This window comes from Kitasatospora sp. NPDC051702, from assembly GCF_040681575.1.
In the GTDB taxonomy this organism is placed as follows: domain Bacteria; phylum Actinomycetota; class Actinomycetes; order Streptomycetales; family Streptomycetaceae; genus Kitasatospora.
Genome location: NZ_JBFAZB010000007.1, coordinates 173162 through 187494 on the forward strand (window position 1 = coordinate 173162; position 14333 = coordinate 187494).

Below are 14333 nucleotides of genomic sequence, written 5' to 3' on the forward strand. Positions count from 1 at the left end.
CGTCTACACCATGGACGCCGACTACACCGCCGGCCGCTGGAGCAACGCCTGGGCCGAAATCCCCGGCGGCGCCATCGCCGCCCACTGACACGGCGAACGGACCGGGCCGGGTTCACCGGCGGCCCCTCAGCCGTCACCTCCTGAACGGGGGGTGACCTCCGGACCGGTCAGGTGTCGCCGGACTCCTGGCCGTGTCCGGCACGCGTTCCGCCCTCTCGGGGGAGGGGCGGAGCGCGGCCCGAGCCGCCCGGTCCGTGTGGACCGGGCGGCTCGGTGCGTCCACGTGTGCGGTGGGCGCCTACGGGCGGTCAGGCGCAGTGGTAGGGGAAGGACGCCGTGGCGGTCCGGGTCTCCGGGGCGAGGAGCTCCAGGGTGGCGGTGGCCTGGAGGGAGCCCTGGCCGTCGAAGGTCCAGCGCAGGACCAGGTCGGTGTGGTGCGCGCCGGATCGGACGTCCTGGGCGATCTCGTCCGAGGTGGTGCCGTCGCTGCGCACCCAGCGGTAGCGGAGGGTGCCGGTGCCGCCATTGGTCGCCACCGAGGCCGTGACCACCGCGGTGCCGCCGCAGCCGGGCCCGGCCGGGTCGGTGGTGACGGAGACTCCGGTGACGGCCAGGGCCGGGGTGCGCAGCTGCCGCCAGAAGAGGAAGGCCGCGAGCACCAGGAGGAGGACGAGCAGCGGGGCCAGCCAGCGCCACACCCGGCGGCGCCGCGGCTGCTCGGCCTCCGGGGTCGTCTGGCCGTGCCACACCGCGGCGGCGCGCGGCGGGACGCCGGGGCCGAAGCGGCGCAACTCACCTGGAGCGAAGGGGATCTCCTCCGCCGGGGTGGCGGCCTCGACGGTGCGGCCGGGCTCGTCGGCGGGGTCGTGGGGGTCGGGGAGGGTGGCGGTCTCCCCCGCCTTCGGGTCGGCCTCCGCCAGGGTGGCGGTCTCCCCCGTCCGTTCGGCGCCGCCCCAGGAGCGGGGGTCGAGGAAGGTCGCGCTCTCGGGCTCGGATGCCGTCTCGGCCGCGGCCCCGGGGAGGGTGACGGTCTCCACGGCCTCCTCGTCGCCACCCCAGGCGCGGGGGTCCAGGAAGGTCGCGCTGGCGGCCTCCGCCCCGGACCGCACCTCGGCGGGCGCCTTGTCCGCGAGGCGCACGGTGGCCTCCGCGTCCGGGGAGAGCCGGACGGTGGCCTCGCCGGCGCCCGGACCGAGGGCGACGGTCTGCTCGGCGCCCGGGTCGGGGGCGGAGTCGGGGCGGGGCGTGGGCATGGCTTCTCCAGAACAGGACGAACGGGATGGGGCAGTCGGCGAGGGGACGGGCGGGCGGGTCAGCGGGGCGGGTCGCAGAGGAAGGCGGCCGTCTCGTTGGAGGTGGTGCCCGCCTTGGCCGCCGCCGGGCTGGTCGCGACGCGCACGCCCCAGGTCGGGAAGGTGTCGGCCGAGCCGAAGTCGTGCGCCCGGGTGATGGTGGCGGTGCCGTTCTGGACCGTCACGGTGTCCGTCGCGACGGTGACGGCGCGGCCGCCCGAGCTGTGGTACCAGCTGAGCGTCAGCGTCCCGCTGCCGCCGCCCTGGGCCGTCACCGTGACGTTCGCGGTGAGGCTCCACCGGCCGCTGCAGGTCAGGGAGTTGAGGTTGACCGAAGTGACCTTCAGCACGGGGGCGACGGTCGGGCTGGGGCTGGGCGGGACGACGACGGGCGACGGCGCGGCCGTGGTCGCGGTGGGCGCGGCCGGGGTCGGCGCCGGCCCGGCGGGCGGCGGGGTGGGAGCCCCGGCGGGGGTGGACGGCGCCGGCGGCAGGCCGGGCCCGGAGGGAGCCGGTGCCGCGGGGGCCGTGGGCGCCTTGGCCGTCGGTGCGGCGACCGGGCTGCCGCCGGGGCCGCTCGGGGTGGCCGTGGGCGAGGTGGGCGCGGTCGTCGGGGCGGAGGGCGTCGGGCTCGCCGTGGCGCCGTCGCCGCTCGGTGTCGGGGCGGCGGCACCCGTCGGCTGCTGCGGGCCCAGGCTGGTGGTCGCCTCCGGGGAGGCCGCGCCGACGGGCGTCCGGGCGTCGCCGTCGGTGGCCCCGGCGACGGCGAGGCCGGCCAGCGTGGCCAGGGTGACGGCTCCGGCCGCGACCCCGACGAGGACCTTGCCCCGGCGCGGCGGGACCTTGCGCAGCAGGCCCCGGGCCGCCCCCGCCCCGAGGGCGAGGTCGGCGCCGAGCGCGCCGCTCTGCGAGCCCGCGGAGGCCTGCGGGCCCAGCGAGGTGTGGGCGAGCGAGGTGCCGCCGGGCGCGGCTCCGCCGGCGGGCAGCAGTGCCGCGAGCAGGGCGAGCAGTGCCAGCAGGTCGAGGCGGCCCCGCTCCTCCCAGTCGGCCCCGTAGCCGGCCGCGGCGACCGCCTCCAGCTCGCGGACGAACACGGCCGCGCTGTCCGGGCGGGACTCCGGGTCCTTGGCCAGGCCCGCCAGGATGAGCGGTCGGACGGGGTCGGGCGCCAGCTCGGCGGGGATCGGCGCCTCGGTGTGCTGGACGGCGAGTTCGGCGATCGTGGTGCCGCCGTAGGGGCGGGCGCCGGTGAGGCACTCGAAGAAGGTGACGGTCGCGGCGTACACGTCCCCGGCCGGGGAGGCGGGCCGGCCCGCCCACTGCTCGGGCGGCATGTAGGCGGGCGTGCCGGAGACGTCGCGGTCGGCGCCGCTGGGGACGGCGATGCCGAAGTCGACGAGCTTGGAGACGCCGGCCGCGTCGACGAGGACGTTGGCGGGCTTGTAGTCCCGGTGCACCACGCCGGCCTCGTGCGCGGCGGCCAGGCCCAGCAGGGAGCCCTTCAGGACGACCAGGGCGGCCTCGGGGGTGGTGGCGCCCTCGGCACGCAGCAGGTCGCGCAGCGCGATGCCGTCGACCAGCTCCATCACGATGGCCGAGCCCTGCTCCCCCTCGACGTACTCGTAGAGCCGGGTGACGTGCGGGGAGTCGACCTGGGCGAGCACCTCGGCCTCGGCGCGCAGCGCGGGCGTGCCGATCCGGTCGTGGAGGTACTTGATGGCGACGGGGGTGCCGGTCTCCCGGTGGTGGGCGAGCACCACGCGTCCGCTGGCCCCGGCGCCGAGCTCGCGCTCGTGGAGGTAGTCCGGGAGCTCCCAGGGGCGGGCGTCCTCGACGGGGGCGGGGGTGGGGACGGTCGACGGCGCGCCCTCGGCCGGGGTGTCGCTCTCGGCGGGGGCCGGAGCCGTGGCCGGGTCGTTCACGGCGACCGGAACCGTGGCCGTGCCACCCGTGGCGGCGGGGGCCTCGGAGGTCCCGCCCGCGGCGGCCTCGGGACCGCTCCCGCCGTCGGGTCTGTCGTCCTGCTGCGTCCGCTCGTCCATCGTCGGTGCTCTCCCCGTTCCTGCCCACTCGCCGTCCTTCGGCTGCCCACCGTCCGTCCCGGCGTGGCCCCGCGGCGCCGCACCCTACGACACCGCGGCGGCCGGTGGCGACACGGCCCGCAAACACCGCGTTCCGGGCCCTCCGGGGCGGGTGGTCGCGCCGCGGGTGATTCGCACACCCCGCCAGTCGTTCGTCCGTGCGACCGGTCCGCGGGCGGCGGGTCGGCCGGGCGGTGGCGGCCGGCCCCGCGGTGGCAGGATGCTTGCGATGGGTGGCACCCGAGCCACCCCGGGCACGGAACGGGAACGGGAGGAGTCCGATGGGGCACGCGAGGCACCGGGTGGCCGTACTGGTGCTGGAGGGCGCGAAACCGCTGGACGTCGGCATCCCGGCGCAGGTGTTCTCCCGCCGGCCGAGCATGCCCTACGAGGTCCGGGTGTGCGGGGCGCGGCCCGGGCTGGTGACCGGCGGGGACGGGCTGGCGTACCACGTGGCCGACGGGCTGGAGGCGCTGGCGTGGGCCGACACGGTGTTCGTGCCCGGCTACCGGGACCCTGCGGGCACCCGGCCGCCGGAGGAGGTCGTCCTGGCGCTGGTGGCCGCCCACGAACGGGGGGCACGGCTGGCGGCGATCTCGACGGGGGCGTTCGCCCTGGCGGCCACCGGCCTGCTCGACGGCCGCAAGGCGACGACGCACTGGCACTACACCAGGGCGCTGGCCGAGCAGCACCCGCTGGTGTCGGTGGACGAGAACGTCCTGTTCGTCGACGAGGGCGACGTGCTGACCTCGGCGGGGGCGGCGTCCGGGATCGACCTGTGCCTGCACCTGGTGCGGCGCGACCACGGCGTCGGGCTGTCCAACCACACGGCGCGGCGCCTGGTGGCGGCCCCGTACCGCAGCGGCGGGCAGGCCCAGTACGTGCCGCGCAGCGTGCCCGAGCCGCTGGGGGACCTGTTCGCGGGCACCCGGGAGTGGGCGCTGGCGCACCTGTCGGAGCCGCTGACGCTGGAGGGGCTGGCCCGGATCGCCCGGGTCTCGGAGCGGACCTTCTCCCGGCGGTTCGTGCAGGACACCGGCTACACGCCGATGCAGTGGGTGCTACGGGCCCGGGTGGACCTGGCGCGCGAGCTGCTGGAGCGCACCGACCTCGGGGTCGAGCAGGTCGCCGACCGGGTCGGGCTGGGGACGGGGGCCAATCTGCGCCTGCACTTCCAGCGCATCCTCGGGACCTCGCCCACGGAGTACCGGCACACCTTCGCCGCCCGGACGCCCTGACCGCCACGGCGTGGTCGGCGGGTCAAGGCGTCAGCGCGTCTGCGGGTCGGCGCAGGTCAGCGCGACCGGGCGGGCCGCCACCGGCTTGGCGGGATCCTTGCGGAGCGTGTCGATCCGGCCCCTGTCGGGCCCGGTGCCCGGTGCAGAGGATGGGGGTGCACCGACGAGGTGGCAGCACGAACGGAACGAAGGGAACCCCCCGTGACCCGCATCGCGATCAACGGTTTCGGCCGCATCGGACGCAACACCCTGCGCGCCCTGCTGGAGCGCGGCAGCGACCTCGAGGTGGTTGCCGTCAACGACCTCACCGCCCCCGACGCGCTGGCCCACCTGCTCAAGTTCGACAGCGCGCTCGGCCGCCTCGGCCGCTCCGTCTCCGTCGACGGCACCGACCTGGTGGTGGACGGCCACCGCATCGCGGTGCTCGCCGAGCGCGACCCGGCCGCGCTGCCCTGGGCGGAGCTGGGCGTGGATCTCGTGCTGGAGGCCACCGGCCGCTTCACCGCCGCCGACGCCGCCCGCGCCCACCTGACCGCCGGTGCCAAGCGCGTCCTGGTGAGCGCCCCCTCGGACGGCGCGGACGTCACGCTGGCCTACGGCGTCAACACCGACGCGTACGACCCGGCCGAGCACGTGATCGTGTCCAACGCGTCGTGCACCACCAACGCGCTGGCTCCGCTGGCCTCCGTGCTGGACGACCTGGCCGGCATCGAGCACGGCTTCATGACCACCGTCCACGCCTACACCCAGGAGCAGAACCTCCAGGACGGCCCGCACCGCGACATGCGCCGCGCCCGGGCCGCCGGGGTCAACATCGTGCCCACCAGCACCGGTGCGGCGAAGGCGATCGGCCTGGTGCTGCCGACCCTGGACGGCAAGCTGTCGGGCGACTCGATCCGGGTGCCCGTCCCGGTCGGCTCCCTGGTGGAGCTGAACACCACGGTCTCCCGCGAGGTGACGCTGGAGCAGGTCCTGGACGCCTACCGGGGGGCCGCCGACGGCCGTCTCAAGGGCATCCTGGACTACTCGGACGAGCCGCTGGTGTCCTCCGACATCACCGGCCAGCCGGCGTCCTCGATCTTCGACGCCGCGCTGACCCGGGTGCACGGACGCCACGTCAAGGTCGTCGCCTGGTACGACAACGAGTGGGGCTTCTCCAACCGCGTCGTCGACACCCTGGAGCTCCTCGCCCGCAGCTGAACCCGCGGCTGGACCCGCAACTGCGCCCGCGGCCGGACGCGCCCACGAGCCCGCCGGAACCCAGCACCGCACGAGCGCAGCAGCGCACGACCGAACCCGCCGTCGGGGCCGGGTGCCACCACGTGGCCCCGGCCCCGACGGCCGTCCCGCGTCAGCCGACCGTCACCGTGAAGGGCCCCGCCAGCACCGAGTACCCGTCGTTGGCCAGGTAGTACGCGTCGTACCGGCCCGCACCGCTCAGCTTGCCGGTGGAGAGGGTGACGGCACCGCTCTGGTTCGGCGCGTAGGACCAGGTCAGCGAGGAGCGCGAGCCCGGGGTGACGCCCGCCGGGTAGACGCCGACCCAGTTCTTCGGGCCGGCCTGGGAGGCGTTCGGCAGGGCGTAGCGCAGGGTGAGGTTGCCGCCGTTGGCCACGGCGTTCAGGTCTCCGGTGAGGGTCGGCCCGGTCGCCCCGGAGGGCGCGAAGGCGGCGTTGAGCGGCGTGGCGTAGGTGTCGTTGCCGGTGAGCCCGGGCAGGCCGAGGGCGGCCTCGATGGTGCGGCCGATGCCGTAGTGGTCGTAGTGCAGCGGGCTGCTGGTGCCGGCCGGGACGGTGCCCCGCGAGCCGACGAGGACGGTGGCGAGGTGGTTGTAGCCCTCGCTCTCGCTCTCGTCCCAGGTGAGGACGAGCAGGGAGCGCTGCTGGGTCCAGGCCGGGGAGGACAGCACGGGGGCGAGGGTCTGCTTCAGCCAGCCGTCCTGCACCCTGAGGCTGGTGGCGCTGCCGTTGCCGGAGCCCTCGCCGTCGTAGTAGTCGTCGGCGGCGATCCAGGAGAAGTTCGGCGTGGTGGCCGCCGACTGCAGGTCGGTGGTCAGCTGCGTGGTGTCGAAGAGGTGCGCCGCGCAGCGGGCCGGGTTGCCGCTGATGTCGGTGTAGTTGATGAACGGCGCGTCGTCCGGCATGTAGGAGCTGTCGTAGGCCTTGGTGGTGTTGCAGGGCGTGCCCATGCCCTGTTCGTAGGCCTTCCAGGTCTTGCCGGCCTCCTCCAGGGTGTCACCGAGGTTGCGCTGCGGGGAGTTGATGTTGGGCCAGTAGGTGGCGCCCTTGGTGTAGGTGTCGCCGCCGGCGACGGCGAGGTAGTTCTCGTCGCTGGGGTGGTAGACGCCGTGGGCGTCGGTGAGGGTGGCGCCCTGGGCCATCAGGCCGTGGATGAACGGCGTGTCCGCGGGGTCGTTCATGATCTGGGCGTAGTCGGTGTTCTCCATCATGACGGTGAACACGTGGTCGTAGCCGGGCACCGCGGACGCGGGCGGGGTGAGCGGCGCGGGTGCGGCGACCGGGGTGTCGAGGGTGAGCGAGAGGTCGTCGAGGTAGCCGGTCTCGTTCGAGCTGGACAGGAACTGGACCTCGACCTGGATCGAGCGCGTCCCGGCGGGGACGGCCCCGGTGGTGCTGCGGGAGAGGAACCGGGTGCTCAGGCCGCGGTCGGTCGCGGAGACCGTGGGCAGCGTGGCGGCGGCGCCGAGCGGGCGCCCGGCGGCGTCGTGGAAGTGCAGGCTGACGGCGACGTAGCCGCTGTAGGCGGCCCAACCGCCCAGCCAGCCCGAGAGGTTGTAGTGCACGCCGCCGCCGTCGACGGCGGCGGCCGCGGAGGAGACGTCGACGGTCTGCGCCATCGCGCCGTCCCCGAAGTTGCCGGGGCCGAAGAAGGCCCGGCCGGGCGTGTTGCCGTCGGTGGGCAGGCCGATGGAGGCCACCGAGTGGCACATGACGTCGGTGCCGCCGGCCTGGACCGTCCAGCCGGGGACGGTGGTGGCGGCGCTCCAGTCGCTGGTGCAGTAGCCGCCGGCCTCCGCGTCGCCGTTGACGATCAGGTTGCCGCTGCTCCCGGCCGCGGTGGCGGTGACGGGGGCGGCGACGACCAGCGCGCCGACGAGGGGGAGGGTGGCGAGCAGCCCGCCGAGGGCGCTCCGGCGCAGTCGCATGGGGATACCTCGTAGCTTGGGTGAGGGTGGTGCCGGGGCGTGCGCGACCGGCTGCACATAGCTACCGGTCCGGGCCGTCCGTGGGAAGGGCTCCCGGGCGAACTCCGGCCGAACTTGACCAGACAACTTCGGTACCGCCGACCGGCCGGGGCACGGCGCGGGCCGGCCCGACCACCCGGAGGGCGCACCATGCGTGGTACCGCGGTACTACCCGCCTGGGGGTGATCAGCCCCCGGGTACCACGGATCGGGCCGCCCCGGCGCCTAGCGTGGACGGTGAGGGCGGCCGGGACGGTCCGGCCCCGGAGCACAGGGGTGAGCGATGATCGAGGCGCACCAGCTGACGAAGCGGTACGGCGAGAAGACGGCCGTCGACCGGCTGGACTTCACCGTCCGGCCGGGCACGGTGACGGGCTTCCTCGGGCCCAACGGCGCGGGCAAGTCCACCACGATGCGGATGATCGTCGGACTGGACGCGCCGACCAGCGGTTCGGTGCGCGTCAACGGCCGCCGCTACGCCGAGCACGCCGCGCCGCTGCAGGAGGTCGGCGCCCTGCTGGAGGCCCGGTCGATCCACCCCGGGCGCTCGGCGTTCAACCACCTGATGGCGCAGGCCCACACCCACGGCATCCCCCGCCGCCGGGTCGAGGAGGTCGTCGAGCTGACCGGCCTCACCTCGGTGGCGCGCAAGCGCGCCGGGGCGTTCTCGCTCGGCATGGGCCAGCGGCTCGGCATCGCCTCCGCCCTGCTCGGCGACCCGGCGACGGTGATGCTGGACGAGCCGGTCAACGGCCTCGACCCGGAGGGCGTGCTCTGGATCCGCAACCTCCTCACCTCCCTCGCCGCCGAGGGCCGCACCGTCTTCGTCTCCTCCCACCTGATGAGCGAGGTCGCCCTCGTCGCCGACCACCTGATCATCGTCGGGCGCGGGCGGCTGCTGGCCGACACCACCGTGCAGGAGCTGGTCCGCCAGGCCGGCGGGGACGCCGTCAAGGTCGCCAGCGCCGACCCGGCCCGGCTGCGCTCGGCCCTGGCCGGGCCCGGCGTCGAGGTGACCGGCCGCTCGGGCACCGAGGAGCTCCTCGTCACCGGCCGCACGGCCCGCGAGATCGGCCTCACCGCCGCCGAGCACGGCATCGCCCTGTTCGAACTGACGCCCCGCACGGTCTCCCTCGAGGAGGCCTTCATGGACCTGACCAGGGACGCCGTGGAGTACCACGGCTCCACCACCGGCCGCACCGCCGGCACCGGCACCACCGCCGGCGACGAGGCCGGCGCCGAGACCGCGAGGAGTGCGGCATGAGCACCATCGCACCGAGCAAGACCTCCGCACCCGCCGGCGCGCGCCCCGCACGCCCCGTCCACCGGGTGACGGCCGCCCGGGTGCTGCGCTCCGAGTGGGCGAAGCTGTGGTCGCTGCGCTCCACCTGGATCACCCTCGGCCTGGCCCTGCTGTTCCTCGTCGGCTTCGGGCTGATCGCCGCCGTCCAGTTCAAGTCGAGGATCACCTCCGGCCGCCCGATGGACCGGGACTTCGCCTCGGCGAGCGCCCTGAGCCTGTCGCTGTTCGGCACCAACTTCGCGCAGCTGGCGCTCGGCGTGCTGGGCGTGCTGGTCGCCGCCGGCGAGTACTCCACCGGCATGATCCGCTCGACCCTGGCCGCCGTGCCGCGCCGCCTGCCGGTGCTGTGGTCCAAGGCCGCGGTGTTCGGCGTGATCGCCCTGCTGCTCGGCACCGCGGGCGTGTTCGCCGTCTTCCTCGCCGACAGCGGCATCCTGGCGAGCACCCGCGCGGCGATGACGATCTCCGACCCGGGTGTGGTCCGCGGCCTCTTCGGCGCGGGGTTCTACCTCGCCCTGGTCGGGGTGATCGGGGTCGCCCTGGGCGCGCTGCTGCGGTCGGTGGCGGGCGGCATCGCCGTCCTGGTCGCCTCGCTGATGCTGGTCCCGGGTCTGACCTCGCTGCTGCCGACCTCCTGGCAGAGCCACCTCAGCCCCTACCTGCCCAGCCACGCCGGCGAGGCGATGTTCGCCCTGCACCACGACTCGACCACCCTCTCGCCGACCGCCGGACTGCTCGTCTTCCTCGGCTGGACGGTGCTCGCCCTGGCCGGCGCCGCCGTCCGCCTGGTGCGCAGCGACGCGTGAACTCCCCCGCGGTGCGGCGGCGGGAGCCCCCGCCGCCGCACCGGCCCAGGGCCCGCCCCCCGCAGTCGGAGGGCGGGCCCCACGCCACGATGGACAGGTGACACCCGTGAGCCACCTCCACGCCGGCGCCCCGGCGCCGGTCGCCGACCCCCTGTCGGCCCACCCGCTGTTCGGCCCGCTGGGCCGGTTCGGCCAGCGCGTCCGGCTGGCGGACCGCGACCATCCGTGGGTCCTGGACACCGCCGTGGTCGCGGTGGCCTTCGTCCTGTTCTGCGTGCCCGACCTCGTCCGCGGCGGCGGCGCGGGCCCGTTCCACGGCGACGGCGACGGCCCGCACGAGCACCGGATCGTCTTCACCCACCTGCCCCTGCCGGCCGTGCTGGCCCTCCAGATCGGGCTGGTCCTGCCGCTGCTGTGGCGCCGGCGCCGGCCCGCCGCCTCCTTCGCGGCGATCATGGCCGTGTTCGTGCTGCAGTGGTCGCTCGGCGCGGCGCTGCGCGCGGACGCCGCCCTGTTCGTCGCCCTCTACAGCCTCGCCCTGCACGGCAGCCTGCGGAAGCTGGCCTGGGCCTGTGGCGCGACGGCCGGCGCGCTGGTCCTCGTCGCCGTCGAGCTGTCCTCCGGCGTCTCCCTCGGGGACGCCCTGTTCTTCCTGTTCAGTGCGGCGACGGCCGCCGTCGCCCTCGGCATCGCCGTACGCATCCGGCGCGCCCAGCTCGCCGGGCTGCGCGAGCGCGCCGCGCGGCTGGAGATCGAACGCGACCAGCGCAGCCGACTCGCCGCGGCCACCGAGCGCACCAAGGTGGCCCGCGAGATGCACGACATCATCGGCCACAACCTGTCCGTGATCGTCACCCTGGCCGACGGCGGCGCGTACGCGGCCCAGGCCTCCCCGGAGCGGGGCCGCGAGGCGCTGCTGCTGATCGGCGAGACCAGCCGGCAGGCGCTGGGCGAGCTGCGGCGCATGCTCGGCGTGCTCCGCGACCAGGGCGAGCGGGGCGCCGAGTTCACCCCGCAGCCGGGCATCGCCGACATCGACGGGCTGTGCGCGCGCACCCGCGCGGCCGGGCCCCGCATCGTGTACACCGCGGCCGGCGAGCTGGAACACCTGGACCGCGGTGTCCAGTTGATGGCCTACCGGATCGTCCAGGAGGCCCTCACCAACACGCTGCGGCACGCCGGCCCGGACACCAGGGCACACGTGTCGGTGAGCGCCGAGTCGGGCCGGCTGCGGATCAGGGTCCGGGACGACGGGCCGCCCGGCGACGCGGCCCCGCCCACGCGCCCGGGCACCGAGGGCCACGGGCTCGCGGGCATGCGCGAACGCGCCGCCCTCTACGGCGGCACCGTCACCGCCGGGCCCGGCCCTGGTGCAGGATGGACCGTGGAGGCCGTGCTCGACCTCACCCCCGACCCGACAGGCGGCCCGACGTGACCACCGTCCTCATCGTGGACGACCAGCCGCTGCAGCGGTACGGCTTCCGCATGCTGTTGGAGAGCCAGCCGGACACCCAGGTCGTCGGCGAGGCCGCCCACGGCGCCGAGGCCGTCCGGCTGACCGCCGACCTGCGGCCCGACGTCGTCCTCATGGACATCCGGATGCCCGGCATGGACGGCATCGAGGCCACCCGTCAGATCGTCGCCGCGGGCGGCCGCTCGCGGATCCTCGTCCTCACCACCTTCGACCTCGACGAGTACGCCCATGCCGCGCTGCGCGCCGGTGCCAGCGGCTTCCTCCTCAAGGACGCCCGCCCCGAGGAACTGCTCGCGGGCATCCGCGCGGTGGCCGGCGGCGACGCCGTCGTCGCACCCGCCGTCACCCGCCGGCTGCTCGACGCCTACGCCCACCACCTGCCGGTCCGCCCGGCGGGGGCCGGCCCGGCCGACGACGCCCGGCTGGACGCCCTGACCGACCGCGAACGGGAGATCCTCGTCGCCGTCGCCCGGGGCTGGAGCAACGGCGAGATCGCCGAGCGCCTGGTGCTCGCGGAGTCCACGGTCAAGACCCACGTCAGCCGGGTGCTCGCCAAGATCGGGGCCCGGGACCGCGTCCAGGCCGTGATCTTCGCCTACGACCTCGGCCTGACCCGTCCCAACCCGCCGCTCTGACCGGGCCCGAGGTGTGGGAATGCCGCTCGTCGAGGTGACCCACGCGCCCACCGTGCCCGGGCCGGCGTCGCCGACGGGCTCAGTCCCCGGTCATCCCGAACGCGTCGTGCACGGGTCGCACCTCGACCGCCACCACGTGGAAGTCCAGGACGCGTTCCGCGATCTCCCGGGCCCGCTCCGGGCTCGCGCACTCGAGCACGTGGTAGGCCGTCAGCTGCAGCTGCCCCGCCGTGAACGGGCCGTCCGCCGCGACCGGGGCGCCGTCCTGCTGCCACCGGAGGGTGGTGGTGTCCCGCGGATGGGCGAGCCCCGCGCCGTTGAGCATCTCGCCGGTGCCCTCCAGGTCGCGGTGGAGGTCGCCGTGCCGCTGGAACACCTCGGCCCGCTGCCGGTCGGTCATCGCCTCGGTCGCCGCCGGGTCTGCGTACATCAGGACCAGGTACTTCATCCCCCGATGGTCCCACCACGGCGCCCGTCGCGTCCGGCGGTCGGGGCGGGCGGAGGTCGGGCCGGGTGACGCTCCGGCGGGCCCGGCGAACCGGCCGGCGCACCGGCCGGGTGAGCCGGGCGGGCCGTCAGCAGGCAGTCCCGGCGGGGACCGGCCTGAGGTCCACGAGGTAGCCGTCCACGGCGTCGGTGACGCACTGGTTGCCGCGCCCGTAGGCGGTGTGGCCCAGGCCCCGGTTGGTGAGCAGCATGCCGCCGGGCAGTTGGGCGGCGAGGCTCTGCGCCTCCGCGTAGGGGGTCGGGGCGTCGCCGGTGGTGCCGACGACCAGGACCGGCGGCAGTCCCTCGGCCGAGACCCGGTGCGGCTGCTGCGAACCGGCCGGCCAGGTGCGGCAGCCGAGGTCGGCGAGCACCACGGAGGCACCGTAGACGCCGGAGTCGCGGTAGGCCTCGTCGAGGAGGTCCCAGTACGCCCGGGGGTCGGTGGGGTGGGGCACGTCGAGGCAGTTGACGGCGCTCAGGACGTCGGCGCCGTTGTCGCGGGGCTGCTCCCCCGCCGGCTCTCCGGCCCCGCCTGCGGCCACGACGTCCCCGGCGCCGTCGGTGCCCCCGTCCTCCGCCGGGGCGTCCTGCCCGGCGATCGCGGCGAGCTTGGCTCCGTCGCCCGCGCGGGCGGCGGTCAGCGCCTCGGAGAGCTCCTGCCACTGGGACTCGGGCGAGTACATCGACAGGGTGACGGCGGCCAGCAGGACGGACTCGTCGAGGGGTTCGGAGCCGCCCTTGACGCGCAGGGCGTGGCCGGCCGCCTTGGCGTACAGCTCCTCGACCAGTCGGCGGATGCCGTCCGGCGTCGCCTCGGGGCAGGCCTTCTTCACGACCACCGAGCAGTTCTCGGCGTAGTCGTCGACGGCCTTGCGGAACCCCCGGCCCTGGCTGAGGATCCGCTGCCGCCAGTCCAGGGACGGGTCAACGGCGCCGTCGAGCACCAGGGCGCGGACCCGGCGCGGGAACTGCTCGGCGTAGACGGTGCCCAGGTAGGTGCCGTAGGACCAGCCGAGGTAGGTCAGCCGCTCGTCGCCGAGGGCCGCCCGGAGCACGTCGAGGTCCCGGGCGGCGTCCAGGGTGCCGACGTGCGGCAGGATCGGGCCGCTGCGGGAGGCGCAGGCCGCGGTGCTGCGGTCGGCGTCCGCGAGCGCGGCCCGGCGTTCGGCGTCGGTGCGCGGGTAGAGCGGCACGGCGGGCGCGTCCGCGGTTCCCTGGCCCTGGTCGGGCGCGTCGTCGGGGCCGGTGCAGTCCACGGCGGGCCGGCTGCCGGCGACGCCGCGGGGGTCGAAACCGACGATGTCGAAGTGCGCCCGGGCCGCCGTGCCGAAGGAGTCCAGCCCGCCCGAGCTCAGGTGCTGCACGCCCGAGCCGCCGGGGCCGCCGGGGTTGAAGACCAGTGAGCCGGTGCGCCGGGCCGGGTCGGTGGCGACGGCGCGGATCAGCGGCAGGGTGAAGGTCCTGCCGTCCTGCGGCCGGGCGTAGTCCATCGGGACGCTCAGGGTGGCGCACTGCAGGTCGCCGCAGGCCGTCCAGGTCGGCTTCTGCCGGTAGAAGGCCCAGAGCGCGGGCTGGTCGGCCGGATCGGCGGCGGGCGGCGGCTGGACCGCGGCGACGGCCGCGCCCGGCGCACCGGGCGGGGCCGGTTCGCAGCCGACGAGCGCGGTGGCGGCCAGCGCGGTCAGGGCCACGGCCAGGGCGCCGAGGCGGACGGCGGTCGTCGGAGGCTCCGGGGTGCGGGGGCGCCGGTCGGATCCGTGCACTGTTCTGTCGTCCGTCCTGTCGCGGGTTCTCGGTACGGGACAGGAGCA

11 protein-coding genes are annotated in these 14333 nt (G+C 75.8%); 6 read left to right on the forward strand and 5 right to left on the reverse strand.

Going from position 1 to position 14333, the window contains the following annotated elements; all coding sequences use genetic code 11:
• Positions 1–308 precede the first annotated feature (308 nt).
• Both AB0N04_RS09280 and AB0N04_RS09285 read right to left on the reverse strand, forming a co-directional pair.
• Positions 309–1253 (reverse strand): hypothetical protein, encoded by a 945-nt coding sequence (locus AB0N04_RS09280; protein WP_360216211.1) that lies wholly within the window; start codon positions 1251–1253, stop codon positions 309–311.
• 59 nt (positions 1254–1312) lie between these two features.
• Complete coding sequence (locus AB0N04_RS09285; RefSeq protein WP_360216214.1) at positions 1313–3334, reverse strand: protein kinase; 2022 nt, start codon at positions 3332–3334, stop codon at positions 1313–1315.
• 320 nt (positions 3335–3654) lie between these two features.
• Here AB0N04_RS09285 and AB0N04_RS09290 point away from each other — a divergent pair, with 320 nt between their 5' ends.
• A complete protein-coding gene (locus AB0N04_RS09290) occupies positions 3655–4611 on the forward strand; it encodes a helix-turn-helix domain-containing protein (protein ID WP_360216217.1) in 957 nt (318 codons plus the stop codon).
• A gap of 201 nt (positions 4612–4812) precedes the next feature.
• Positions 4813–5811 (forward strand): type I glyceraldehyde-3-phosphate dehydrogenase, encoded by a 999-nt coding sequence (gap, locus tag AB0N04_RS09295; RefSeq protein WP_360216220.1) that lies wholly within the window; start codon positions 4813–4815, stop codon positions 5809–5811.
• Positions 5812–5962: 151 nt separating this feature from the next.
• Here gap and AB0N04_RS09300 read toward each other — a convergent pair whose 3' ends face one another.
• Positions 5963–7777: an alkaline phosphatase family protein gene (locus AB0N04_RS09300; protein ID WP_360216223.1), complete on the reverse strand. Its 1815-nt coding sequence runs from the start codon at positions 7775–7777 to the stop codon at positions 5963–5965.
• 321 nt (positions 7778–8098) lie between these two features.
• Between AB0N04_RS09300 and AB0N04_RS09305 the strand changes: the two genes are divergently transcribed.
• The 4 genes from AB0N04_RS09305 (at position 8099) to AB0N04_RS09320 (ending at position 12033) form a co-directional block, all read left to right on the forward strand.
• Positions 8099–9079: an ATP-binding cassette domain-containing protein gene (locus tag AB0N04_RS09305; RefSeq protein ID WP_360216226.1), complete on the forward strand. Its 981-nt coding sequence runs from the start codon at positions 8099–8101 to the stop codon at positions 9077–9079.
• Positions 9076–9924, forward strand: coding sequence for an ABC transporter permease (locus AB0N04_RS09310; RefSeq protein WP_360216229.1), 849 nt, complete (start codon positions 9076–9078; stop codon positions 9922–9924). Before AB0N04_RS09305 ends, AB0N04_RS09310 begins: the two co-directional genes overlap by 4 nt.
• Before the next feature lie 151 nt (positions 9925–10075).
• Complete coding sequence (locus tag AB0N04_RS09315; RefSeq protein ID WP_360220081.1) at positions 10076–11359, forward strand: sensor histidine kinase; 1284 nt, start codon at positions 10076–10078, stop codon at positions 11357–11359.
• Positions 11356–12033 (forward strand): response regulator transcription factor, encoded by a 678-nt coding sequence (locus tag AB0N04_RS09320; protein WP_360220078.1) that lies wholly within the window; start codon positions 11356–11358, stop codon positions 12031–12033. The genes AB0N04_RS09315 and AB0N04_RS09320 overlap by 4 nt, the downstream gene beginning before the upstream one ends.
• A gap of 79 nt (positions 12034–12112) precedes the next feature.
• On the opposite strand, the gene AB0N04_RS09325 is transcribed toward AB0N04_RS09320, so the two are convergent.
• Both AB0N04_RS09325 and AB0N04_RS09330 read right to left on the reverse strand, forming a co-directional pair.
• The gene (locus AB0N04_RS09325; protein ID WP_360220075.1) at positions 12113–12481 is read right to left on the reverse strand and encodes a YciI family protein; all 369 of its coding nucleotides are present in this window, start codon (positions 12479–12481) and stop codon (positions 12113–12115) included.
• Between the two features lie 127 nt (positions 12482–12608).
• A complete protein-coding gene (locus tag AB0N04_RS09330; protein ID WP_360220072.1) occupies positions 12609–14285 on the reverse strand; it encodes an alpha/beta hydrolase in 1677 nt (558 codons plus the stop codon).
• Positions 14286–14333: the final 48 nt, after the last annotated feature.

Bases quoted from the DNA above. Each gene is read 5' to 3' on its own strand.
- AB0N04_RS09280 (WP_360216211.1), bottom strand. From the start codon at position 1,253: ATGCCCACGCCCCGCCCCGACTCCGCCCCCGACCCGGGCGCCGAGCAG.
- AB0N04_RS09285 (WP_360216214.1), bottom strand. From the start codon at position 3,334: ATGGACGAGCGGACGCAGCAGGACGACAGACCCGACGGCGGGAGCGGT.
- AB0N04_RS09290 (WP_360216217.1), top strand. From the start codon at position 3,655: ATGGGGCACGCGAGGCACCGGGTGGCCGTACTGGTGCTGGAGGGCGCG.
- AB0N04_RS09300 (WP_360216223.1), bottom strand. From the start codon at position 7,777: ATGCGACTGCGCCGGAGCGCCCTCGGCGGGCTGCTCGCCACCCTCCCC.
- AB0N04_RS09305 (WP_360216226.1), top strand. From the start codon at position 8,099: ATGATCGAGGCGCACCAGCTGACGAAGCGGTACGGCGAGAAGACGGCC.
- AB0N04_RS09310 (WP_360216229.1), top strand. From the start codon at position 9,076: ATGAGCACCATCGCACCGAGCAAGACCTCCGCACCCGCCGGCGCGCGC.
- AB0N04_RS09325 (WP_360220075.1), bottom strand. From the start codon at position 12,481: ATGAAGTACCTGGTCCTGATGTACGCAGACCCGGCGGCGACCGAGGCG.